Annotated in this window: 22 protein-coding genes; 10 read left to right on the forward strand and 12 right to left on the reverse strand. The window is 51.6% G+C overall.

The window, feature by feature from the left end; all coding sequences use genetic code 11:
* Window positions 1-26 precede the first annotated feature (26 nt).
* The 4 genes from radC (at window position 27) to mutM (ending at window position 2,334) form a co-directional block, all read left to right on the forward strand.
* A complete protein-coding gene (radC, locus tag ACS0RQ_RS00540; RefSeq protein WP_039080115.1) occupies window positions 27-695 on the forward strand; it encodes a RadC family protein in 669 nt (222 codons plus the stop codon).
* A 215-nt stretch (window positions 696-910) separates the two neighbouring features.
* On the forward strand, window positions 911-1,147 hold the full coding sequence (rpmB, locus tag ACS0RQ_RS00545; protein ID WP_002436699.1) for a 50S ribosomal protein L28: 237 nt from the start codon (window positions 911-913) through the stop codon (window positions 1,145-1,147).
* A 20-nt stretch (window positions 1,148-1,167) separates the two neighbouring features.
* A complete protein-coding gene (gene rpmG / locus ACS0RQ_RS00550; RefSeq protein ID WP_003024094.1) occupies window positions 1,168-1,335 on the forward strand; it encodes a 50S ribosomal protein L33 in 168 nt (55 codons plus the stop codon).
* Between the two features lie 189 nt (window positions 1,336-1,524).
* Window positions 1,525-2,334 (forward strand): bifunctional DNA-formamidopyrimidine glycosylase/DNA-(apurinic or apyrimidinic site) lyase, encoded by an 810-nt coding sequence (gene mutM / locus ACS0RQ_RS00555; protein ID WP_271849216.1) that lies wholly within the window; start codon window positions 1,525-1,527, stop codon window positions 2,332-2,334.
* 109 nt (window positions 2,335-2,443) lie between these two features.
* On the opposite strand, the gene coaD is transcribed toward mutM, so the two are convergent.
* The 7 genes from coaD to rfaQ form a co-directional block, all read right to left on the reverse strand.
* A complete protein-coding gene (gene coaD / locus ACS0RQ_RS00560; RefSeq protein ID WP_071195076.1) occupies window positions 2,444-2,920 on the reverse strand; it encodes a pantetheine-phosphate adenylyltransferase in 477 nt (158 codons plus the stop codon).
* Between the two features lie 3 nt (window positions 2,921-2,923).
* Complete coding sequence (locus ACS0RQ_RS00565; RefSeq protein ID WP_039080118.1) at window positions 2,924-3,694, reverse strand: glycosyltransferase family 2 protein; 771 nt, start codon at window positions 3,692-3,694, stop codon at window positions 2,924-2,926.
* Window positions 3,694-4,968 (reverse strand): lipid IV(A) 3-deoxy-D-manno-octulosonic acid transferase, encoded by a 1,275-nt coding sequence (waaA, locus tag ACS0RQ_RS00570; RefSeq protein WP_039080119.1) that lies wholly within the window; start codon window positions 4,966-4,968, stop codon window positions 3,694-3,696. Before waaA ends, ACS0RQ_RS00565 begins: the two co-directional genes overlap by 1 nt.
* Window positions 4,969-5,083: 115 nt before the next feature.
* Entirely contained in the window at window positions 5,084-6,073 is a 990-nt protein-coding gene (locus tag ACS0RQ_RS00575; protein ID WP_271849217.1) for a glycosyltransferase, read from the reverse strand.
* A gap of 29 nt (window positions 6,074-6,102) precedes the next feature.
* Entirely contained in the window at window positions 6,103-7,197 is a 1,095-nt protein-coding gene (locus tag ACS0RQ_RS00580) for a glycosyltransferase (protein ID WP_271849261.1), read from the reverse strand.
* 2 nt (window positions 7,198-7,199) lie between these two features.
* Window positions 7,200-8,327 carry a glycosyltransferase family 4 protein gene (locus ACS0RQ_RS00585; protein ID WP_271849218.1) on the reverse strand — a complete coding sequence of 376 codons (1,128 nt, stop codon included), beginning with the start codon at window positions 8,325-8,327 and terminating at the stop codon, window positions 7,200-7,202.
* Window positions 8,324-9,400: a putative lipopolysaccharide heptosyltransferase III gene (rfaQ, locus tag ACS0RQ_RS00590; RefSeq protein ID WP_271849219.1), complete on the reverse strand. Its 1,077-nt coding sequence runs from the start codon at window positions 9,398-9,400 to the stop codon at window positions 8,324-8,326. The genes ACS0RQ_RS00585 and rfaQ overlap by 4 nt, the downstream gene beginning before the upstream one ends.
* Before the next feature lie 110 nt (window positions 9,401-9,510).
* On the opposite strand from rfaQ, the gene ACS0RQ_RS00595 reads away from it, so the two are divergent.
* The 3 genes from ACS0RQ_RS00595 to ACS0RQ_RS00605 all read left to right on the forward strand — a co-directional run bounded on the left by ACS0RQ_RS00595 (window position 9,511) and on the right by ACS0RQ_RS00605 (window position 12,917).
* On the forward strand, window positions 9,511-10,473 hold the full coding sequence (locus ACS0RQ_RS00595; RefSeq protein ID WP_271849220.1) for a polysaccharide deacetylase family protein: 963 nt from the start codon (window positions 9,511-9,513) through the stop codon (window positions 10,471-10,473).
* Between the two features lie 102 nt (window positions 10,474-10,575).
* Window positions 10,576-11,664 (forward strand): glycosyltransferase, encoded by a 1,089-nt coding sequence (locus tag ACS0RQ_RS00600; RefSeq protein WP_271849221.1) that lies wholly within the window; start codon window positions 10,576-10,578, stop codon window positions 11,662-11,664.
* Window positions 11,661-12,917 (forward strand): O-antigen ligase family protein, encoded by a 1,257-nt coding sequence (locus ACS0RQ_RS00605; protein WP_334632751.1) that lies wholly within the window; start codon window positions 11,661-11,663, stop codon window positions 12,915-12,917. Before ACS0RQ_RS00600 ends, ACS0RQ_RS00605 begins: the two co-directional genes overlap by 4 nt.
* A 27-nt stretch (window positions 12,918-12,944) precedes the next feature.
* On the opposite strand, the gene ACS0RQ_RS00610 is transcribed toward ACS0RQ_RS00605, so the two are convergent.
* The 4 genes from ACS0RQ_RS00610 to rfaD form a co-directional block, all read right to left on the reverse strand.
* Complete coding sequence (locus tag ACS0RQ_RS00610; RefSeq protein ID WP_271849223.1) at window positions 12,945-14,042, reverse strand: glycosyltransferase family 9 protein; 1,098 nt, start codon at window positions 14,040-14,042, stop codon at window positions 12,945-12,947.
* 140 nt (window positions 14,043-14,182) lie between these two features.
* The gene (gene rfaC, locus ACS0RQ_RS00615) at window positions 14,183-15,157 is read right to left on the reverse strand and encodes a lipopolysaccharide heptosyltransferase RfaC (RefSeq protein WP_271849224.1); all 975 of its coding nucleotides are present in this window, start codon (window positions 15,155-15,157) and stop codon (window positions 14,183-14,185) included.
* 3 nt (window positions 15,158-15,160) lie between these two features.
* Entirely contained in the window at window positions 15,161-16,207 is a 1,047-nt protein-coding gene (gene rfaF, locus ACS0RQ_RS00620) for an ADP-heptose--LPS heptosyltransferase RfaF (protein ID WP_071195066.1), read from the reverse strand.
* Between the two features lie 116 nt (window positions 16,208-16,323).
* The gene (gene rfaD / locus ACS0RQ_RS00625) at window positions 16,324-17,268 is read right to left on the reverse strand and encodes an ADP-glyceromanno-heptose 6-epimerase (RefSeq protein ID WP_039080128.1); all 945 of its coding nucleotides are present in this window, start codon (window positions 17,266-17,268) and stop codon (window positions 16,324-16,326) included.
* Between the two features lie 216 nt (window positions 17,269-17,484).
* On the opposite strand from rfaD, the gene kbl reads away from it, so the two are divergent.
* The 3 genes from kbl to ACS0RQ_RS00640 all read left to right on the forward strand — a co-directional run bounded on the left by kbl (window position 17,485) and on the right by ACS0RQ_RS00640 (window position 20,671).
* A complete protein-coding gene (gene kbl, locus ACS0RQ_RS00630) occupies window positions 17,485-18,681 on the forward strand; it encodes a glycine C-acetyltransferase (protein WP_039080129.1) in 1,197 nt (398 codons plus the stop codon).
* Window positions 18,682-18,690: 9 nt separating this feature from the next.
* Window positions 18,691-19,716: an L-threonine 3-dehydrogenase gene (gene tdh, locus ACS0RQ_RS00635; protein WP_039080130.1), complete on the forward strand. Its 1,026-nt coding sequence runs from the start codon at window positions 18,691-18,693 to the stop codon at window positions 19,714-19,716.
* Window positions 19,717-19,864: 148 nt separating this feature from the next.
* On the forward strand, window positions 19,865-20,671 hold the full coding sequence (locus ACS0RQ_RS00640) for a glycosyltransferase family 2 protein (RefSeq protein WP_271849225.1): 807 nt from the start codon (window positions 19,865-19,867) through the stop codon (window positions 20,669-20,671).
* On the opposite strand, the gene ACS0RQ_RS00645 is transcribed toward ACS0RQ_RS00640, so the two are convergent.
* A complete protein-coding gene (locus tag ACS0RQ_RS00645) occupies window positions 20,668-21,603 on the reverse strand; it encodes a divergent polysaccharide deacetylase family protein (protein ID WP_271849226.1) in 936 nt (311 codons plus the stop codon). The genes ACS0RQ_RS00640 and ACS0RQ_RS00645 overlap by 4 nt on opposite strands.
* Window positions 21,604-21,605 lie beyond the last annotated feature (2 nt).

A 21,605-nucleotide genomic window follows, 5' to 3' on the forward strand; every position in this document is an offset into this window, starting at 1 on the left:
ATGGTGCGTAAAAGGGAGGATTCGACATGGATATAGTTTATTTACCCCCATTGCCCAGAGAAAAAATGATGAGTGCGGGCATTGAGTCGCTGACGGATGTCGAGCTACTGGCGCTGTTTTTACGCACTGGCACACAGGGGAAATCAGTGATGACGCTTTCCCGTGATTTGCTGCAGCACTTCGGCTCACTCTATGGGCTGCTCTCGGCGGACTATAAAGATTTTGCCAACGTTAATGGCATTGGGGTGGCGAAATACGCGCAATTAAAAGGCATTGCCGAGCTGGCGCGGCGCTACTACAGCGTTCGGCTACTGGAAGAAACATCATTGTTAAGCCCGGAGCTGACCCGGGAATTTCTGCAAAGCCAGTTGACGGGCGAAGAGCGCGAGATCTTCATGGCGATCTTTCTCGACAACCAAAATCGGGTGTTGAAGCATTGCCGTCTTTTTTCCGGCACCATTAATCAGGTGGAAGTGCATCCGCGCGAAATTGTCCGCGAGGCGATTAAAGTGAATGCCGCCGCCGTGATCCTTGCGCATAATCATCCTTCGGGTAGCGCTGAACCCAGTAAAGCGGATAGAATCATCACCGAAAGGGTGGTGAAGTGCTGTCAGTTTATGGATATTCGTGTGCTCGATCATCTGGTGATTGGCCGTGGAGAGTACGTTTCGTTCGCAGAACGGGGCTGGATTTAGACCTCTTTGGGCGATCCATCGGGATCTTTGTCTGTTCGGGACTTGAGCACATCGCCGACTCAGCGTATACTACGCCACCTTTGAGAATCTCGGGTTTGGCAATTGGGCCTGGCTACACGAGTTCGCTTAGAACCGTCAGACCAGGCTGTGAAAGCCTGACGAGGCGCCAATACCCCATACGAAGCTCGAGCTAATTTGATTTTTGGAGAATAGACATGTCCCGAGTCTGCCAAGTTACTGGCAAGCGTCCGGTGACCGGTAACAACCGTTCCCACGCACTGAACGCGACTAAACGCCGTTTCCTGCCGAACCTGCACTCTCACCGTTTCTGGGTTGAGAGCGAGAAGCGTTTTGTCACCCTGCGCGTATCTGCTAAAGGTATGCGTGTAATCGATAAGAAAGGCATCGATACAGTTCTGTCTGAACTGCGTGCCCGTGGCGAAAAGTACTAAGTACTTAGAGGAAATAAATCATGGCTAAAGGTATTCGTGAGAAAATCAAGCTGGTTTCTTCTGCTGGTACTGGTCACTTCTATACCACCACGAAGAACAAACGTACTAAGCCGGAAAAACTGGAACTGAAAAAATTCGATCCAGTTGTCCGTCAGCACGTTCTTTACAAAGAAGCAAAAATTAAATAATTTGCGCTTTCTTTGTACGAAAACCTCGCTTCGGCGGGGTTTTTTGCATTTTGCCCTTCGTAGTTTGAGCCGCAGGTACGTTAGCTGTGTACGCTCACCCTGGTCCCCTACTCAGGTAAGCGCCCGGGATTCACTTCTTGCCGCCTTCCTGTGACTCAAATTACATTGGGGAAATAAGGAGAAATAAACATGCCAGAATTACCCGAGGTAGAAACCAGCCGCCGCGGTATTGAACCGCATCTGGTCGGTGCCAAAATTCTTCATGCTATCGTCCGTAACGGACGCCTCCGATGGCCTGTCTCGGATGAAATTCATCGGCTGAGCGATAAACCGGTTCTCAGCGTGCAGCGCCGTGCCAAATACCTGCTGCTGGAGTTACCGGACGGCTGGATAATCATCCATCTGGGGATGTCCGGCAGCCTGCGTATTCTCACCGAAGACCTCCCGGCGGAAAAACATGACCATGTCGATCTGGTAATGAGCAATGGCAAAGTGCTGCGTTACACCGATCCACGACGCTTTGGCGCCTGGCTGTGGGCGAAAGAGCTGGAAGGTCACAATGTGATGGCGCATCTGGGGCCGGAACCGTTAAGCGAGGCGTTTAATGCCGATTACCTGCAACAGAAATGTGCGAAGAAAAAGACCGCCATTAAGCCGTGGTTGATGGATAACAAGCTGGTGGTGGGGGTGGGCAATATCTATGCCAGCGAGTCGCTGTTTGCCGCCGGGATCCATCCTGACAGACTTGCCTCGTCACTGTCGCGCGAGGAGTGTGAGCTGCTGGTGCGGGTGATTAAAGCCGTGCTGCTGCGTTCGATTGAGCAGGGCGGTACCACGCTGAAAGATTTTCTGCAAAGCGACGGTAAGCCCGGGTATTTTGCGCAGGAATTGCAGGTTTATGGACGTAAAGGTGAGCCGTGCCGGGCGTGTGGTACGCCGATTATTGCGTCAAAACATGCACAGCGGGCGACGTTTTATTGCCGCCAGTGCCAGAAGTAAAGTGCGGTGGTTGCGTTTATCCCGGCTCGCGCTGCGCTTAGCCGGGCTAAAGGTTACGGACTGGTAGCCCGGACAAGGCGCGTCAAGCGCCGCCTCCGGGAAGAACGCCCTACAGCTTTTTCAGCAGCGCCTGGTGGACATTGGCTGGCAGGAAATGAGTGACATCACCGGCATGGCGCGCCACCTCTTTTACAAGAGTGGAGGAAATAAACGACCACTCTTTTGATGGCATCAGAAATACGCTTTCCAGGTCAGGCATCAGATGGCGATTCATATGCGCCAGTTGCATCTCATATTCAAAATCTGCCACCGCACGCAGGCCACGAATCAGAATGTTCGCCTGCTGGGCGCGCGCAAAATTGGCCATCAAATCGCTAAAGCCCATCACCGTGACGTTGGGAATCTGTTTGGTTGCTTCCTGAGCCAGCGCCACGCGTTCATCGAGCGTAAACATTGGTTTTTTGCTTGGGCTGGCGGCAATCGCCATCACCACTTCATCGAACATGGTGGCGGCGCGGGTCACGATATCAATATGCCCGTTAGTGATGGGATCAAACGTACCGGGATAAATTGCTTTTGTGCTCATCGCTTAGGCTTTCTCGCTGTAACCGTGGTTTAGCGCCCACAGTTCGGTGTATTTGTTGAAAGTATACTGCGCATTGACCACCGCGAGCAGCCAGCCTTGTTTGCCATCCAGCACGCCACCGCGCAGCAGCAGCGTTTTCAGGAACGCCCCCAGCGTATGAGTGAAAATACCCGCCAGCGATGCCTTCTTGCCCTTCTGATGACGTTCTTGCGCCCAGGCTGTGGCGTAATTGAGCTGTTTGCGCTGAAAGCTGGCGAAATCACGGCAGGTTAAATGCAGCAGGTCGCCTTTCAGCTCGATAACTTTTGCGCCCTGGGTGTCCAGTGACTCATGTACGAGACTGGCGTTGTACTGGTAGCGCTCGCGTGGGTAGAGCCGCATCACCCGGTCAGGGTACCAGCCACTGTGACGCATAAAACGTCCCAGGAAAAAGTTACGGCGGGCGATGCTGTAAACCGCATCTGGCTGTGGGGCATCAAGCACCGCGCGGATAGATTGCGCCAGTTCCGGTGTGACCCGTTCATCGGTGTCAATCATCAAAACATAGTCACCGCTGGCAAAGCGTTGCGCCTTCTGGCGCTGAATACCATAGCCCTGCCAGTTGGTATCAGTGAAAACCTTTACCCCTGCCGCGCGCGCGACCTCTGATGTTGCATCCTGGCTGCCGGAATCGAGCAGGATAATTTCATCGGCCCATGCGACTGACGCTAAGCAATCTGGCAGCAGGTCTGCCGCGTTTTTGGCGATCATGACCACCGACAGGCGTTGAGACATTAATGGCTCCGCTGAGGCAAATACGGTTGCAGGAGTTGCAGCAGACGCGTCAGCGCGCCCTGGTTCTGATGCAGAACTTCAACGGCGTGGCGACCACACCACAGACGGTAATCTTCGTCGGTCAGCAAGGTCGAGACCTCTTTGACCAGCGAGTCGGCATCGGTGACGGTAATCAGGCCATCAGCCGCTTGCAGGCGCGCGCAGATATCTTTGAAGTTGAAGGTGTGTGGCCCCATCAGCACAGGAATGGCATGTGCTGCCGGCTCCAGCGGGTTATGACCGCCGCGCTCGACCAGGCTGCCGCCGACAAAGGCCATATCAGCAATACCGTAAAGCAGCATCAGTTCACCCATGGTATCGCCAATAACGACTTGAGTACTGCCGGAAGGAATTTCACCCGAGCTTCTCATGATGAAACTAAAGCCGCCTTTGCGCACCATTTCGCGGGCGTCGGGGAAGCGCTCCGGGTGACGCGGCACCAGGATCAGCAGTAAATCAGGGAACGTCTCCAGCAACTTGCGATGTGCCTGCAGGATAATCGTCTCTTCGCCGTCGTGGGTGCTGGTAGCAATCCATACTTTACGGCGAGGCGCCCACTGACGCCGCAGTGTTATGGCTTTGGCGGCTAATTCCGGGGTGACGGAGATATCAAATTTCAGGCTGCCGGTAACGGCAAGCTGGCCCCGTTTCAGGCCCAACTGCAGAAAACGATCGCCATCTTCCTGAGTTTGCGCGGCAATCAAGGTGATTCTGCTGAGCAGACGACGCATAAATCGCCCCAGTTTGCCGTAGCCTTTGGCCGAACGGTCCGACAGGCGCGCATTGGCGATCACCAGCGGAATTTTGCGACGGTTCAGCGCGGCAATCATATTGGGCCACAGTTCGGTTTCCATCACGATCACCAGCTTTGGGCGAACCGTATCGAGAAAACGGCCCATCGCGCCGGGCAGATCGTAAGGGAGATAGACATGATGAACATCTTTGCCAAAGGCAGACATCACCCGTTCTGAGCCCGTCGGTGTCATGGTGGTGACGGTAATGGGCAGCATGGGATAGCGGTGGCGTAATGCACGTACCAGCGGAATGGCCGCCAGCGTTTCGCCAACGGAGACGGAATGCAGCAAAATACCGTCCGGCTTCACTTTATTACGGCAAAAACCATAGCGTTCAGCCCAGCGTTTACGGTAAGCCGGGGCCTTGCGGCTGCGAAGCAGAAGCCGCAGCCACACCAGAGGCTGAATTAAGTAGAGCAGGATGGTATACAACAATTCCAAGCGATTATCCGTTTTTTGAGTTTCGGCGGGCAAATTCTAAGCATTTAGCCCGCTTAAAGCTATCTCTTTGGCGCATTGATACTGCGCCAGGGCTATAGCAGGAACGCGGCACACGCTATGCGACATCGCGGTATTTTTTAATCCGGAAATAACGGCGCCCCAGACGCCAGCGTAAACGCAACGAGCTGGCATTGGTCCAAATCAGCCGCCAGATTCCACGATCGAAAAACTCACTGATTATAATACGTTTTTTCGCTTCATCTTTCATTTCATCGAACGTATGAATAATGCCAAGTCCCTCTTTGGCGATTTGCCAGCGACAGGCGGAGATGTTACGCGCCTTATCCGGGTAACGCTTATTGATGGCGTCCAGCATCTCAAGAATTTTCATGTAATGGCGCGCTGAGCGCATCAGCGTATCGTCATTGTCCGGCTTGTGCGACACCGATTCCGAATGAATGTAGTAGTCATAAAAGGATTCACTGGTGTACTGCACGCGTTCTGCAGCCAGTAGCACTTCCGTGGTCCAGGGAATATCCTGATGACGCAACCCCGGTTCGAAATGAAAATTGTGCCGGGTAATAAATTCCCGGCGATAGATATTCAGCCAGGTGACGTGCAGAAATTTGCGTGAGTCGAGCGCGGTTTTCAGCCAGACGTGGCCCGGCAATACCGGTGTGGAAGATAAGCGCTCAGGTGGGAAAATAGGGTGGCTTTCACGGTTCTTTTCGTAAACATAGCGACCATTACAGGTGGCAACATCAAGATTGCCTTTTTCAGCCATACCCAACAGCGTGCGGAACATCCCAGGGTAGAGCTTGTCGTCAATATCCGGAAAGGTCAGGTATTTACCTTTCGCAATGGCAAGGCCGGAATTTCGCGCGACGGAAACGCCCTGGTTTTCCTGCTGAATTAGCGTAACGTTTTGCATTCTGTCGCGCCAGGCATCGATAACGGCCAGGCTGTCATCGGTCGAACCATCGTTTACCAGGATCAGTTCATAGCTTTCAAGCTGCTGTTGTTCAATGCATTCAAAAAACTGTGCGAGAAATTTTCCGCCGTTATACACCGCGACCACGATGCTTAGTAAAGGGTTTTGACTCATAAAAGATCCGGTATCGGTAAGGGGGCCAGTTACTCTTTGCCCAACTGGCGATATTGCTGACAGACTGTCTCCACGCTGAATTTTTCCAGCGCAGCTTGCTCTATAATCGGCGGATTAGTGTAAATGTTTTGCATCGCCTGAGCCAGCGCAGGGCTATTGAGGTCTGCAAGACCTTGCGCCAGCGGGCCCGTCAGGATCTCCGGTATGCCGCCCGGACAACGCGTACTGGCAACAGGTGTGCCCAGAATCAGCGCTTCTATGACGACATTGCCCAGGCCTTCGCTATCGGAGCTGAGTACCAGCATGCGTGCCTGCTTCATCCATGAATGTGGGTTGCTCTGAAAACCTTTAAACAGCACGCGGTCCGCCACACCCAGTTTTTCAGCCAATGCGCGCAAACGCTCTTCTTGCTCTGGTTTGCCCTGGCCGAGCATCACTAACGGCGCGTCGATGTGACTCAGCGCATAGGCTTCAATCAGGCGGTCCTGACGTTTTCCGGGATGCAGGCGCCCGACGTGGATAATGTAATCCTGCCCGGCCATCTCAAAGGGAGCCTCGGCGCTTGCGCGGATCGCGGCAATATCAAAAGGGTTATAAATGGTTTTCAGTTGTGCAGGCTGAATGGCGAATTGTTCGACCAGGTCCTGCCCAACGGCGCTGGAGACGCTAACGATATTACGCCCCTGGTAAACGCGTTTAATTTTCTGCTGTTTCAGCCAGCGGTCAAAGCCTGTGCGATGACCAAGATAAGAGGTTGAAAACACGCCATGCAGACAGAACCAGAGGTTGTGCGAGCGCAGCGTTTTACTGCGCGACACAATACGATCGGTTTTATGCAGGTTTGATAACACAAGGTCGAAACGACCAGACCGTTCGGCATCAACGACCGCATCGTCAAGCTGGCGCGCACGACGTGAAATCTCCGTCAGCTTACGCCAGGGCTTACGACATTTATCGGCGATAACCCGGTAATCCAGCCCCTCAGGCAGAGGATATTCGCAGACGTCGCGCAGTGAAAAGAGTGATACCTCATCGCCCTGGCGTAAAAAAGTCTCTGCGAGCGTCAAAACGACTTTCTCGGCGCCGCCGCCCGGTAATCCATCAATGATAAACAGTATGCGCATGGTCATTTCACCAGCTTCTGGTAAAGGGCAAGTAATTGCGTCGACAGACGCCCGGCGGTGCAGGACAAAATACGTTCACGGGCATGCTGGCCTTCGCTGGATCCTAACGCGCGTGCGGGGAGCGCCATAACGGCGTCCTGCAATGCGGGAATATCCAGCGCATCGCATACGTAGCCATTCTGCCCCTGCACTATGAATTCCTGGCCGCCGCAGCCGGTCGTGGTGATGACCGGTAAACCGCAGGCCATTGCTTCCAGAATCACATTGGGGAACGGATCGTAAAGGGTTGGCAGCAGCAGACCATCCGCCATTTGATAGAACGGTAGCGTCTCTGTTTGCATGCCAAAGAAATGCACCCGACTGGCGCAATTGAGCGATGCCGCCAGAGATTCGTAGCGACGCTGGTCTTTATCTTTGCCAACGACGAATAGGTGGCGATCCGTGGGGGCAATAGCGCGAATGGCCGCATCCAGTCCCTTACGTTCAAAGCCCGAGCCGACATAGACCAGGCAGGTTGCCTGTAGCGGGATCCCGCGCGCTTGTCGCAGGGCTGCAAACGTCTCTTCATCCGGCGGTATGAAACGCTGATTATCGATGGCGTTGTAAATGACGTGGATTTTATCTGCCGGCAGGCCGAAATCCGCAATGATCTCCTGCTTTATCATCTCAGCGTTGCAAATGACGCCGCGCAGATGGTCATGCTGGTACATCTCGCGTTCGGCATTCATCACATAGCGGTGATAGCGGTCAGCGAACAGCAAGGCTTGTTTCCAGCCGGGGAGAATACGCGCGCGTTGCTCCAGCCAGCGGCGGTGCACGCCATCCCCGGCGCGATACAGGTCGCAGCCTGGGATGCGCTCATGGCTTTGCACAAGGTCGAACTGTTTGTTTTCCCAGAGTGCTCTTGCGGCGTTGGCGAACCCGCGTTCGCGGCTGATGCGTCCCCATTTTCTGGGGTTACAGATATGAATATGCCAATCCGGTTTTACCGGCCCCTGCCACTCGCGGGTGATGACATTCAGTTCGAGATTGCTACTATCGAGCGCTTCCAGCGCGCGGGAGACAAAACGTTCCGCGCCGCCATCAGGGCGGTATTTCTGTCTGACCAGCGCCAGGCGAAATTTACTCATGCTAAAACCCTTCTTGCCGCGGCGATAACCTCTTCCTCAGGAATTAAATCCAGGTAGCGTTCATCAGTGCGGGTATCAATCGCATCCGGATCGGGAAGCGGACCGTAATCGCCAGCCCAAATGACTTCGCCCTGAGCCTGCCAGGGACGCCAGAAGGTCAGTTTAGAGGGGCCAAACAAGGCAACCAGCGGCGTATTCAGCGCGGCGGCCATGTGCATCGGTACGGAATCGACGCCAATAAACAGGCGGGCGTGGTCAATCAGCGCACCGAGCTGGCGCAGCGTCAGTTTACCGGCCAGCGAGACCAGGCGCGCATCCGGGCAGCCTGCGATAATGGTATCGACCATCTGTTTTTCTTTGGCGTCCGGGCCAGAGGTGAGCACAACGGTGTATCCGTCAGCCGAGAGCGCGTTAATCACCGCGCTCATCCGATCCTCTCGCCAGCATTTAAAGAACCAGCGTGAGGTGGGTTGCACGACGATATAGCCCCCGGTTAACCTTTCTGGTAACAATGCCTTGCAGGTCTGCCAGTCCGCCTCGCTATAGCCCATTTTGGCCGGGGCATTTTGTACCTCTATGCCCAGCGGCGCCAGAATGGAGAGATTTTGCTGGACCGTATGCAGGCTGTTATGTGCCTGCGTAGAAGCCAGAACGGTATGGCAAAAACGCCAAATGGGGTGACGGCGTTTCGGGAAATCAAAGCCGATGCGCTGTGGGGCGCCGGTAAAGCGGGTGACGATAGCGCTGCGCCATTGATCGGCCAGGTTCAGTACCAGGTCGTAGTGTTGCTTGCGTAAAGTGCGCAGAAGCCCCCATTCCATCGCGATCAGGTGCCGCTGCCCCTGTTTTTTCCATTTTCGGTCAATGCCGTAAATGTGATGGATATCGGTGTTGGCGGCGAGCATATCCCGTGTCTCTTCATACAGCAAAACGTCGATTTTCGCGTCAGGATAGCGCTGGCGAAGTGTCTGAATCACGGGTGTAATCAGCAGCATATCGCCATGATGGCGTAGCTTTATCACTAAAATGCGCGCAGGCATTTTGCTGTCGAAAGGGCGGGTTTCGGGCGTCATACGGTCTTCTTAATCCGATCACAAGCCTCTGATTCTAGGTTATCAGATGCATTGAGAGAAGCGTTGTATTGCTCTACCATGACCGGATAACTAAGCCTGAGGACAAAGACGTGCAGAAACCGGCATTTCTTATCACGATCGATACAGAGGGTGACAACCTCTGGCAAAAAAATGACAGTATCACCACGGAAAATGCGAAATATTTGCCGCGTTTTCAGGCTGTGTGTGAAAAGTACGGTTTTAAACCGGTCTATCTGACTAACTACGAAATGGCCATCGACCCGTTTTTTATTGAGTTTGGCCAGGATGTGATTGCCCGGGGGACGGCAGAAATCGGCATGCATTTACATGCCTGGAATAGCCCGCCAGAGACGCCGCTGACCGATAACGACTGGCGCTACAAACCCTACCTCATTGAATATTCCGACGCACTGATGCGGGAAAAGGTCGATTTTATGACCAAACTCCTGCAGGACACCTTCCAGACCAAAATGCGCAGCCATCGTGCCGGTCGCTGGGCCTTTGATGAGCGTTATGCGCGTCTGCTGATCGAATATGGCTACGAGGTGGACTGTTCCGTCACACCAAAAGTGAACTGGAAAACCGCGAAAGGGGCACCCCAGGGAACCGGGGGCACAGATTATCGCCAGTTCCCGCTGCAGGCCTATTTTCTTGATGAAAACGACATCAGTAAGCCCGGCAATTCGCCGCTGCTTGAGGTGCCAATGAGCATTCAGTTCAAGCACTCGGCGCTGATGAACAGTATCAAACAGGGCTACGACAAACTGCGCGGTAAATTGCGTTCGCCTTCTGTCCATTGGCTACGCCCGATGGGCGGCAATGTTGAGACGATGCAGCGTGTTGTGGAACAGACGCTGGCGCAGGGCAACGACTACGTTGAGTACATGCTGCACTCGTCTGAATATATGCCAGGCGGGAGCCCGACGTTTAAGAATGAACAGGATATCGAGCGTCTGTACGATGACCTTGAGTCCTTCTTTACATGGCTGCGGCCGCGCGTTCAGGGAATGACTCTGGCGGACTATTATCAGCAGAAAATAACAAAAATATAAGACTTACGCCCCACTGCCGTGTTGTGGGACACTCATGGGATTTGACTGATTTACGTTAAGTCACCATGTTTATGATGATAGTAATTACTCAGAAGAATACTCATGATCGAAAAGAAAAAAATCCTCTTTATCGCTGAAATGCTGGCAGGAAGAGGAGGTATGGAAAATGTTACTCGGCAGGTCATATTGCAATTAAATGGCGATCCTGAGTATTCGGCAGGTCTTTTTCTTCTTGATAGCGATTGCGAATTTTCCGCTTCCTCCTGGCGTGAAGGTATCGTTTGGGGACAAAGCAAAAGGATTACTCGTAACCCAAAAATTACACGCTTGATGCATGCTGTCATGCTGGCGTTATTTATTGCGAAACATAAACCAGATCATGTCATTGCGATGAACACCATTCCATGTCTCATTGCCAGGCGCGCAATTACGCTTTCTCGTGTAAAGACAGTTTTATCCACCTGGATGCATTTGCCGCCCAATGGCAGATATCGGCCTCGTTACCTGATGCGCGCTGACCACCATTTCGCTATCAGTAGAGACATTGCAAATCAACTGGTCGCATTAGGGGCGGCGCCAGAGTCTATCGACGTGGTATTTAACCCCGTCAGAAAGGTGGCGACTGTGATTAAGCGGCCCGAGAGTTTGAAGATGTTATACCTCGGCCGCATCCATTTCACCGGGCAAAAGAATCTTAAAGACCTGCTTGATGCTGCGAGCAAATTAACAACCACCTGGTCTCTTGATATTCTGGGGGACGGTGAGGATTATGCTCGATGCCTGGCCTATGCCGACAGCCTGGGAATTGCGCAGCACATTACCTGGCATGGCTGGCAGGATAACAGTTGGGATTACATCGAGAAAAATATTAAAGAGGTTACCTGCCTGGTGCTGACTTCCTCGATGGAAGGATTGCCACTGGTTCTGTTAGAGGCCATCGCTCGTGGTATTTATTGTGTATCTTCTGATTGTGTCAGTGGTCCTTCGGATATCATTAAAGAAGGCATCAATGGGCAACTCTATGAGACGTATAATGTCGATGAGTTAGTGAGTATCCTTGATGCGCCTGATTTTTGTAAAAAACTGCCGGATCAGGAGCTTGTGAAAAACAGTATCCATGATTTTTATGAAGATGCCTATATGATTAATTTCAAAAATATATTGCAGCAATGTAAGAAAGGTACATTATGAAGAATGTATCAATAAGAAAGAATTATCCAGAATTAAGTGCTAATCTGTTTTTTATCATGCTGGTACTGTCATTATCTACTACCCTTTTTACTATTGGGTTTTCTCAAAAAATATTTTATACGTTAGGTTATGTCTCTTTTTTCATTGTTTGCTATGCGTATTTTAAACGCCGTGAACTGTTTGCAGTCATTACGCCAGTATTTCCCTTGATTTTGGCCTTGCTAATAACAGGCGTCATTCGATATTGCTGGTTTGTTTATTCTAAGTCAGACACCACAAATTTTAGTGAGTATGACTTTAATAATCTAAGGAATTATGATCTCAGTGGTAAACGCTTTATTTTGTCAGCGTTTATGATCGGTGCTGCATTGGTTTTATCTAAGTTCATTACAGCAAAAACCATTACAATTTGTAAAGTCATTCTTTTTGTGGCTATTGTTATAACTGCTGGTGTTGGCTGCTATGAATATTTTTATGTGACTCATGAGCGGATAAAACTAACGGCGGATGCAGCAAGCAGTTCATCGTATATGATTCTGATGGCTTATGCTTCATATCTGGCGCTATCGAGGCAAACATCACAAGCCTTAGAGCATCTCTTTGACCTGTTTTTTGCCACGATCACTTTCGCGTTATTAATACTTTGTGAAACCCGGATTTCCGTTCTGGCATTTATTGTCGTGACAGTACTGTATCTCTTAATGAATGGCGATTTAAAAAGGTATGTAAAGGGTCGGACAATTATCATTGCTAGCTTTGTTTTAGCTCTCTTCATTATTGGTATTACAAGCCAGCGCTGGGCCGAAGGGATAAAAAACATTGAAGATTATCAAACAAATAGCTCAACATCGTTGGGGGCAAGGGTAGCAATTTGGGATAGTGGCATTCACTTTGCCAGCCATCATTTTCTTTTCAGTACGCCATATCAAAGGACGACATTTGCGCAGACATATATTAAGGAACACCATCCAGGTAATCTGGAAGGATATACCAATGTCAGATACAATATGCACAATGAATTCCTTGAAATATTAACCTTGCAGGGTGTTTTGGGGTTGCTATTTTTTGCGCTGATTTATCTTTCCTATCTGCGAGTTGCGATAACCAAAAGAGTATTTACGTCAGCGGCGTTCCCACTGTCCGTTATGTTTGTCTGCGGTCTGGCGGATTCCGTATTGATTAATGCTCAGACGGCTATGCTTTTTCTGATTTCGCTAACTTTGTGTGCTCTTTCTTTTAACAAGCAAAGATAGTGTGAGGGGGGGATACCCCCTCCTTTATTATGCATGACTATTCATCGTATGCTTATGAAGCATATTTTCAACAGCATCGACAATATCACTGACTTTAATGGTTGAAATAGGGTGATATTTGTCCTTAGTCATGATCTGAACGGCTGCATCATATCCCGGCCCCCAAATATCATTGTTATGATATTTACCATGCATCTCGTTACCATATAATGCAACAAGCGGTTTATTATACGTCGCAGCAATATGTACGATAGCGGTATCCGGCGATATGATCAGATCAGCATGGGCAATCAAAGCCATTGCGCTGTATAAAGTCGGGTGTGGATTTTTGTAAACACCATCGGGTAACTCGATATCAAATCGCTTATTGGGATCAAAATAGACTATATTATAATCAGGGTGTTTTTGACGTAGTTCAGAAAAGAGTTGCCGCACCTGTGTGACAGACATTTCTCTTTTAGCATCGGCAGCAAAAGGGTTAATGATAATATTTTTTGCATTAGGCAAGGTTTGTAGGAAAGCCGCTGTTTCGGTATTGATAGCGTCCGGATAGAACAGTTCGTAATCTGTACTGGAATGGCTAAAATTTAGCTCATTCATGAGCAAGGCGTAGCGATGAGTGATATGTTCCTGATAACCCAGAAAGGCGATGGTTTTATTGTAGAGGTTATATTGCTCTTTATTAAAACCGAGAACGTTTTTCGCTTTAATTTTCTTTAAAAAATGGAAACTGGCGGGCGATATCTTATCACCCATATCGATCACCAGATCGTAATCCTCAGCCGCCAGTTCAGTCGTGATGTTTGGGTTATCATCGAAGTGTATTTTTCGGATGTGCGGATTGTGCTCAATAACCACAACATTACTGCGCGTTGCCAGAATATCAACCGTATAGCCGTTGGTCTTAAGTTCTCTGATCAGCGATGTTGAGACAATCATATCGCCAATCTTACCGTCGTTGCGCAGAAGCAGTACTTTACTGATCGCCCGCAAATCAAAGGATCTTCTGACCGGTTCATCCCATATCCATTTTGCCATTCGCATGCGCAATGCTTTCATGAAATAGTTACGTTTCCGGTTCCATGCGCGTAGGGTCGCAAATTTTTTCTGCTTATGCGGTTTCATTATGTATTCCTGGATTTGAGCAATATTCCTTAGGTGCAGGATTTACTGTGATGTCTGATGTGATACCGGGCCAGCAGACCACGACAATCTTATGCACAGATGCAGGTGGTGATAAAAGAGGAATAAGCATGCGTATTTTTCTAAAGGGAGTCGATATAGTGATCGTTTTTTAGAATTTCAAAAATACGATCTGCCGTGATTGTGTCCATACTTCGTGTTGCGCTAGTCATCTCGCGCTGGTTTTTACCGTAACCGCCGATCAACCCTGGATCTGTTGGCCCGTAGAGCGTCAAATTCGGGCGATCCAATGCCGCCGTTAAATGACTCAGACCGGTATCTACGGAAACCACAAACTTTGCCCCGGCCAGCACCTGAGCGACATTCTCCAGGCTCATGCGTGGCAGGACATCAACGAAATCATAGCCCTCGGCAAGGCGTTTTGCCCGTGCCTCTTCATGCGGCGCGCCCCAGGGGAGCTTAATACGCAGACCGCTGTTAGCCAGCAGGCCAATCAGCTCGCGCCAGTGGCTCTCAGGCCAGTGCTTATCATCACGCGTTGTGGCATGTAAAAAGACAGCATACGGCGCTTTCAGGCCGCTGCTATTGGGAAAATGACGGGCAATGGCGTAATCACCCTGAATTTGCGGTTTGTCGTAGCCCAGGCTTTTCGCGAACAGTTCACGGGTACGTTCCACCGCATGCTGCTGCTTTGCAATGTGGTGACGGCGGTTATAGAACAGGCTCGCCAGCGGTTCACGCGCGGTTTGCCAGTCCATCCCATGTTTGATGCCGTGGGCCAGGCGTGTCACCAGCGCGGCGCTTTTTACCAGCCCTTGAACATCGATGATAACGTCGTAATATTCGGCCTGCACGGCGTGACGAAATGCGCGACGCTCTGCTTTTACAGGCGCAGAAAACCACGCTTTACGCCAGCGGCGAATCGCCACGGGAATAACCCTGTCGACCGCATCATGCCACGACGGGATTTGCGCAAAGTTTTCTTCTACCACCCAGTCAAAGCGAATACCGGGAATGGCCCGCACCGCATCAGTTAACGCGGGCAGGGTATGCAGTACATCACCCATTGAAGAGGTTTTAACGATAAGAACCCGCATGCGTTATCCTTCTTCATTCAGCAACAGCGTGTTTAGTTCGCTCAATACCTGCTGCGGGGTAATGTCGATCAGGCTCTGATGATAGCCTTCGGCGGCATCGCCTTTGCGTACTTTGTGGTAGCCGGTAATCAGGCGAATCACCCGCGCTTTGTGCGACAGCGGTGGCGTGAAATCCGGGCTGCTTGGCCCATAAAGTGCGACCAGCGGGCGATTGAGTGCTGCGGCAACATGCATCAGGCCAGAGTCATTGCTGACGACCGCTTTACAGGACGCGAGCAGAATGACCGCCTGTTCCAGTTGGGTTTCTCCGGCCAGATTACGGCACCAGGCCTGCTGTTCAACGCTTAGCGTCGCGAGAATTTGATTGCCTGCTTCATGATCTTTCGCCGAACCAAACAGCACAATTTGGAAGCCTTCATCAATCAGCTGTTTTGCCAGTTCCGCATAGTGATAGTGTGGCCAGCGCTTGGCCGGACCAAACTCAGCGCCGGGGCAAAAACCGATAAGCGGACGTTCTGCTGAGAGGCTAAAGGCAGCACAGGTCTGGCCTTTTTCGCTCTCAGTCACCTGTAACTGCGGCCACAACAGCGGTTGCGGCAAATCTTTCGCCGATGCCATTACGCCTTTATCGTAGGCCAATGCAACATAGCGTTCGACCATTAGCGGCCAGGCCTGCTTGTCCAAAACGCGCACATCGTTCAGTAAGCCGTAGCGCATTTCGCCGCGCCAGCCGGTACGGTGAGGCACGTTGGCAAAGAACGGCACCAGCGCCGATTTAAAGGAGTTTGGCAGGACGTATGCCCGGTCATAGCGTTTTTCCCGCAGGCTGTGACCCAGCTTACGGCGTTCGCCAAGTTCCAGCGCGCCGTGGCCCAGCGGCATCGGAATCGCCTCGTTGACTTCCGGCATCCGCGATAACAGCGGACGGCACCACGCGGGAGCCATCACGTCGATTATCGCCTGGGGGTAGCGCGCTTTGAGCGTGCGATAGAGACTTTGCGACATCATCATGTCGCCCACCCAGGACGGGCCGATCACCAATATTTTCATTCACTTCATCCTTCAAGCTGTCTCTGCGTTGGCTGCCTTAGTTCACCCCAGTCACATCGTTATTCTATGCTCCTGGGGACTCACTCCGTTGCCGCCTTGATACCGCTTTAATGATTTTATGAATGGGTGCCGTTATCGCGGTTCAGCCAGGCCATATATTCCGTTACGCCTTCGGCAACGGTTTTGAATGGCTTGTCATAGCCCGCGGCACGCAGGTTGGTTAAGTCAGCCTGGGTGAATGCCTGATAGCGGCCTTTCAGTTTATCCGGGAACGGAATGTATTCGATGCTGCCTTTTTTGTGGAACGCCAGCGTGGCATCGGCAACGGCCTGGAAAGATTCCGCACGGCCGGTCCCGAGGTTGAAAATACCGGATACGCCATTTTCCCAGAACCACAGGTTGACGGCAGCCACGTCGCCTACATAGACGAAGTCGCGTTTGAAGCTGTCGCTGCCTTCAAACAGTTTCGGGCTTTCGCCATTATTCAACTGGGTGTTGAGGTGGAACGCTACGCTCGCCATGCTGCCTTTGTGTCCTTCGCGCGGCCCGTAAACGTTGAAATAGCGGAAACCGACAACCGGAGAGTTGGCTTCCGGCAGGATCTGGCGCACATACTCATCGAACAGGAATTTAGAGTAACCGTAGACATTCAGCGGTTTTTCATATTCACGTGATTCGATAAAGTCGCTGGTGCGCCCGCCGTAGGTCGCCGCAGAAGAGGCATACAGGAACGGAATTTCACGTTCCAGACAGTAGTGCAGGACCTCTTTAGAGTACTGATAGTTATTATCCATCATGTACTTACCGTCCCACTCAGTGGTAGAGGAGCAGGCACCTTCGTGGAAAATAGCCTCGATATCGCCGAATTCTTCACCCGCCATAATCTGGATAAGGAAGTCTTCTTTGTCCATGTAGTCGGCAATATCCAGATCCACCAGGTTCACAAACTTGGTGCCGTCTTTCAGATTGTCCACCACCAGAATGTCGGTGATGCCTTTATCATTCAGGGCTTTAACGATATTGCTGCCGATAAAACCCGCGCCGCCGGTAACGATAATCATAACTATGACCTTTGAATTGTGGAGCTCCGAGACTATCTCAGACACTAATGATTCTTATCATACCATCTCATTGCCAGCCCGACAGCCATTCACGGACAGGCCATAATCTTACACGTGATTTATGCTACAAAATGCGCAACAGGTGATGCGTCATCTCGTATCAACGTATAGCTTTGGGTAATATGTGCCGAAATTTGCCCAGTCTGGAGAATTGCGATGCGTGGGGATTTTTACAAGCAGTTAACGAGCGACCTGGAGACCGCACGTGCGGAAGGGTTGTTTAAAGAAGAACGCATTATCACGTCGGCCCAGCAAGCTGATATCACCGTGGCGAATGGAAGCCACGTCATTAACTTCTGCGCCAACAACTACCTCGGTCTGGCCAACCATCCTGAATTGATTGCCGCCGCGAAAGCGGGGATGGACAGCCACGGCTTCGGCATGGCCTCTGTACGTTTTATTTGCGGTACGCAGGACAGCCACAAAGAGCTTGAAAAGAAACTCGCTGAATTCCTCGGTATGGAAGATGCGATCCTCTATTCCTCCTGCTTTGATGCCAACGGCGGTCTGTTCGAAACCCTGCTAGGCGCAGAAGACGCCATTATCTCTGATGCCCTGAACCATGCCTCGATCATTGACGGCGTGCGTCTGTGTAAAGCGAAGCGTTTCCGCTACGCCAACAACGATATGCAGGAGCTGGAAGCGCGTCTGAAAGAGGCTCGCGAAGCCGGTGCCCGCCATGTGCTGATTGCCACCGACGGCGTCTTCTCGATGGACGGCGTGATTGCCAACCTGAAAGGCGTCTGCGACCTGGCAGATAAGTACGATGCGCTGGTAATGGTTGATGACTCCCACGCGGTGGGGTTTGTCGGCGATAACGGCCGTGGCTCGCACGAGTACTGCGACGTCATGGGCCGTGTGGACATCATCACCGGTACGCTGGGTAAAGCGCTCGGCGGCGCGTCTGGCGGTTATACCGCAGCGCGTAAAGAGGTCGTTGAGTGGCTGCGTCAGCGCTCACGCCCGTATCTGTTCTCCAACTCGCTGGCCCCGGCGATTGTCGCTGCCTCCATTAAGGTGCTGGAGATGGTGGAAGCGGGGAGCGAGCTGCGTGACCGTCTGTGGTCTAACGCGCGTCTGTTCCGTGAAAAGATGAGTGCCGCAGGCTTTACCCTGGCGGGCGCCGATCACGCCATCATTCCGGTAATGCTCGGTGATGCGGTAGTGGCGCAGAACTTTGCCCGCGAGCTGCAAAAAGAGGGGATTTACGTGACGGGCTTCTTCTTCCCGGTTGTGCCAAAAGGCCAGGCGCGTATTCGTACCCAAATGTCTGCTGCTCATACCCCTGAGCAAATCGAACGTGCGGTGGCAGCCTTTACCCGCATCGGTAAACAACTGGGCGTCATCGCCTGAGGACGTAAGATGAAAGCGCTATCTAAGCTGAAAGCGGAAGAAGGCATCTGGATGAACGATGTTCCGGCCCCGGAAGTCGGACATAACGACCTGCTGATTAAAATTCGCAAGACGGCTATTTGCGGTACCGATGTGCATATCTATAACTGGGACGAATGGTCGCAAAAAACGATCCCGGTACCGATGGTGGTTGGGCACGAGTACGTGGGTGAAGTGGTTGGCATCGGCCAGGAAGTGAAAGGCTTTAACATCGGCGACCGCGTTTCCGGTGAAGGCCACATTACCTGCGGCCATTGCCGTAACTGCCGCGCTGGACGCACGCACTTATGCCGTAACACCGTGGGTGTTGGCGTCAACCGTCCCGGTTGTTTTGCAGAATACCTGGTTATTCCTGCCTTTAACGCTTTCAAAATCCCGGACAACATTTCCGACGACCTGGCCTCTATTTTCGATCCGTTCGGCAACGCGGTTCACACCGCGCTCTCCTTCGACCTCGTTGGGGAAGATGTGCTGGTTTCCGGCGCTGGCCCAATTGGGATTATGGCGGCGGCGGTGGCAAAACACGTTGGCGCGCGCCATGTGGTTATCACTGACGTGAATGAATACCGTCTGGATCTGGCGCGTAAAATGGGTGTTACCCGTGCGGTCAACGTAGCGAAAGAGAACCTCTCCGATGTGATGGCAGAGCTGGGAATGACCGAAGGTTTTGATGTCGGTCTGGAAATGTCCGGCGCGCCGCCAGCCTTCCGTACCATGCTTGATACCATGAACCACGGCGGTCGTATTGCGATGCTGGGCATTCCGCCGTCTGATATGGCTATCGACTGGAATAAAGTGATCTTCAAGGGTCTCTTTATTAAAGGTATCTATGGCCGTGAAATGTTTGAAACCTGGTACAAAATGGCGGCATTAATCCAGTCCGGACTGGATTTGTCGCCTATTATCACCCACCGTTTCGGCATTGATGACTTCCAGAAAGGTTTTGATGCTATGCGTTCTGGTCAGTCAGGTAAGGTAATCCTTAGCTGGAACTAAAAATAAAGACGCCTGCGGGCGTCTTTCTCTTATCCTTTTCCTGTTTTCAACCTTAAGTCGCACTAAAGGCACAATTTCCGTAACAGTGTTCTACATTAGAAAGTAGAGTTCGTTGACGATCCGTTTAACCTTTTCAGTGCGGCTAATTATGTTCAAACTTTCGGTGTGTCTGTTAACCTGCAATTCCGCTCGCTTATTACGGGACGTTCTCCCGCCACTGCTTAAAATCGCGGATGATTTTGTGGTTCTGGATTCCGGCAGTACAGACGAGACGCTGGATATTTGTCGGGAATATGATCTTCATGTTCATTATCATCCCTATGCGATGCATGGCGCGCAGATGAATCACGCAACCAGCCTGGCTGCGCATGACTGGGTGCTCTGTATGGATAGCGATGAAATCCTCGATGAGCAGACGGTAAACTTTATTTTGCAGCTAAAAGCAGGTGATGAGCCAGGTGCTGACCAGGCATGGCGTTTGCCGCGTTACTGGTATGTGCTGGCTGAACAAACCCGCACGATATATCCTGTATCATCGCCTGATTTCCCCGTGCGTTTATATAACCGCCGCACGGCGCGTTTTAACAATCGTGCAGTTGATGATCAGGTGGAAGGTTATTCGGCATCGACAAAAATACCGGGACATGTGCGTCACGATACGTTTTATTCGCTGCATGAAGTATTCAGCAAACTTAATAGTTACACCACGCGACTGGTGAAATATCAGAAAGTCCGCCCATCCATTGGCCGTGGAATTATTAGCGCCATCGGTGCGTTCTTTAAATGGTATTTATTTAGCGGCGCATGGCGTAACGGCAAAGTGGGCGCGGTGACAGGTTTATATGCCACCTTGTACAGCTTTCTTAAATATTTCAAAGCCTGGTATGCCCACAATGGCCACAACGATGAAAAAAACGTTGTGGCAGAAGAAAAGAAAAACACCCGTACGGTTTAGGGGTGTTTTTTACCCCAGCCTTGCCACTCATTCGTGACATATTTCACCAGCGTACTCTCACTGATGCTGTCCTTCACGACCGTAAAGAAATAGCTGGCATAAACGGGCTGCGGTTTATGTGGCGCTTTGCATAACTTCACGCCCCGGAACGGGTTACGCGGTGGCTGATTGCGTGGCGGCATCTGGCCCGGTGTTGAGGTATCCGTTTGCGGTTCATTCAGCAGGCTTCCCGCGCGAACCAGGGTGATATCCGCAGGCAGGTTGTAAAGCATCTGTTGCAGCACACGTACTGTGGTCGGGTGCGGGTGACCGATAGCGATAGCAGAACCGCTACGACGAGCCTGATCGACGGCACGATTAAACTGATAGCGAATATCGCTCTCGTTTTGCGTGTCATCAAGAAACACTTTACGTTTGATGACCTTCACGCCCGTACCGCTTGCGGCGCGCATCGCCTGGCTGTTGCCGATGGTCATGCTGTCCAGAAAGTAGAGATCGTAATGCCCCAGAACCTGCATTACCTTTTGCATGCCAAACAGGCTGGATGTCATGGCACTGCCCATATGGTTGTTTAACCCGGTGGCATACGGCACTTTGCTGACCGCATCGCTGATGATGCGCTCAATCTCCGCGCTGCTCATATCCGGGCGCAGGGTATCTTTTTCCAGTGGCTGTTTGCTGAGCGGTGCCATGGGCAGATGGATCAGCACCTCATGCCCGGCGTTATGGGCTTTGGTGGCCATCTCTCTTGCGTGCGGCGCGTTTGGCAGCACGGCGACGGTGACCGCCGCAGGCATGGCAATAACCTGATTTTCGGTCTGTGGACGATAACCGAAATCATCAATAACAATGGCGAGTTTGCCGGCAAACGCTGGCACAGAAAAAGCCAGCATGCTGGCAGCGACAACAACAACGCGACGAAATTGAAGCAAAA

This window comes from Phytobacter diazotrophicus, assembly GCF_052061655.1.
In the GTDB taxonomy this organism is placed as follows: Bacteria; Pseudomonadota; Gammaproteobacteria; order Enterobacterales; family Enterobacteriaceae; genus Phytobacter; species Phytobacter diazotrophicus.

What these genes read in the sequence shown, in the direction of transcription:
- ACS0RQ_RS00575 (WP_271849217.1), bottom strand. Translation starts at nt 6,073, where the DNA reads ATGAGTCAAAACCCTTTACTAAGCATCGTGGTCGCGGTGTATAACGGC.
- ACS0RQ_RS00605 (WP_334632751.1), top strand. Translation starts at nt 11,661, where the DNA reads ATGAAGAATGTATCAATAAGAAAGAATTATCCAGAATTAAGTGCTAAT.
- ACS0RQ_RS00610 (WP_271849223.1), bottom strand. Translation starts at nt 14,042, where the DNA reads ATGAAACCGCATAAGCAGAAAAAATTTGCGACCCTACGCGCATGGAAC.
- tdh (WP_039080130.1), top strand. Translation starts at nt 18,691, where the DNA reads ATGAAAGCGCTATCTAAGCTGAAAGCGGAAGAAGGCATCTGGATGAAC.
- rpmG (WP_003024094.1), top strand. Translation starts at nt 1,168, where the DNA reads ATGGCTAAAGGTATTCGTGAGAAAATCAAGCTGGTTTCTTCTGCTGGT.
- ACS0RQ_RS00640 (WP_271849225.1), top strand. Translation starts at nt 19,865, where the DNA reads ATGTTCAAACTTTCGGTGTGTCTGTTAACCTGCAATTCCGCTCGCTTA.
- radC (WP_039080115.1), top strand. Translation starts at nt 27, where the DNA reads ATGGATATAGTTTATTTACCCCCATTGCCCAGAGAAAAAATGATGAGT.
- rfaD (WP_039080128.1), bottom strand. Translation starts at nt 17,268, where the DNA reads ATGATTATCGTTACCGGCGGCGCGGGTTTTATCGGCAGCAATATCGTT.
- rpmB (WP_002436699.1), top strand. Translation starts at nt 911, where the DNA reads ATGTCCCGAGTCTGCCAAGTTACTGGCAAGCGTCCGGTGACCGGTAAC.
- ACS0RQ_RS00580 (WP_271849261.1), bottom strand. Translation starts at nt 7,197, where the DNA reads ATGCGCATACTGTTTATCATTGATGGATTACCGGGCGGCGGCGCCGAG.
- ACS0RQ_RS00600 (WP_271849221.1), top strand. Translation starts at nt 10,576, where the DNA reads ATGATCGAAAAGAAAAAAATCCTCTTTATCGCTGAAATGCTGGCAGGA.
- ACS0RQ_RS00565 (WP_039080118.1), bottom strand. Translation starts at nt 3,694, where the DNA reads ATGTCTCAACGCCTGTCGGTGGTCATGATCGCCAAAAACGCGGCAGAC.
- rfaQ (WP_271849219.1), bottom strand. Translation starts at nt 9,400, where the DNA reads ATGACGCCCGAAACCCGCCCTTTCGACAGCAAAATGCCTGCGCGCATT.
- ACS0RQ_RS00585 (WP_271849218.1), bottom strand. Translation starts at nt 8,327, where the DNA reads ATGAGTAAATTTCGCCTGGCGCTGGTCAGACAGAAATACCGCCCTGAT.
- coaD (WP_071195076.1), bottom strand. Translation starts at nt 2,920, where the DNA reads ATGAGCACAAAAGCAATTTATCCCGGTACGTTTGATCCCATCACTAAC.
- rfaF (WP_071195066.1), bottom strand. Translation starts at nt 16,207, where the DNA reads ATGAAAATATTGGTGATCGGCCCGTCCTGGGTGGGCGACATGATGATG.
- kbl (WP_039080129.1), top strand. Translation starts at nt 17,485, where the DNA reads ATGCGTGGGGATTTTTACAAGCAGTTAACGAGCGACCTGGAGACCGCA.
- rfaC (WP_271849224.1), bottom strand. Translation starts at nt 15,157, where the DNA reads ATGCGGGTTCTTATCGTTAAAACCTCTTCAATGGGTGATGTACTGCAT.
- mutM (WP_271849216.1), top strand. Translation starts at nt 1,525, where the DNA reads ATGCCAGAATTACCCGAGGTAGAAACCAGCCGCCGCGGTATTGAACCG.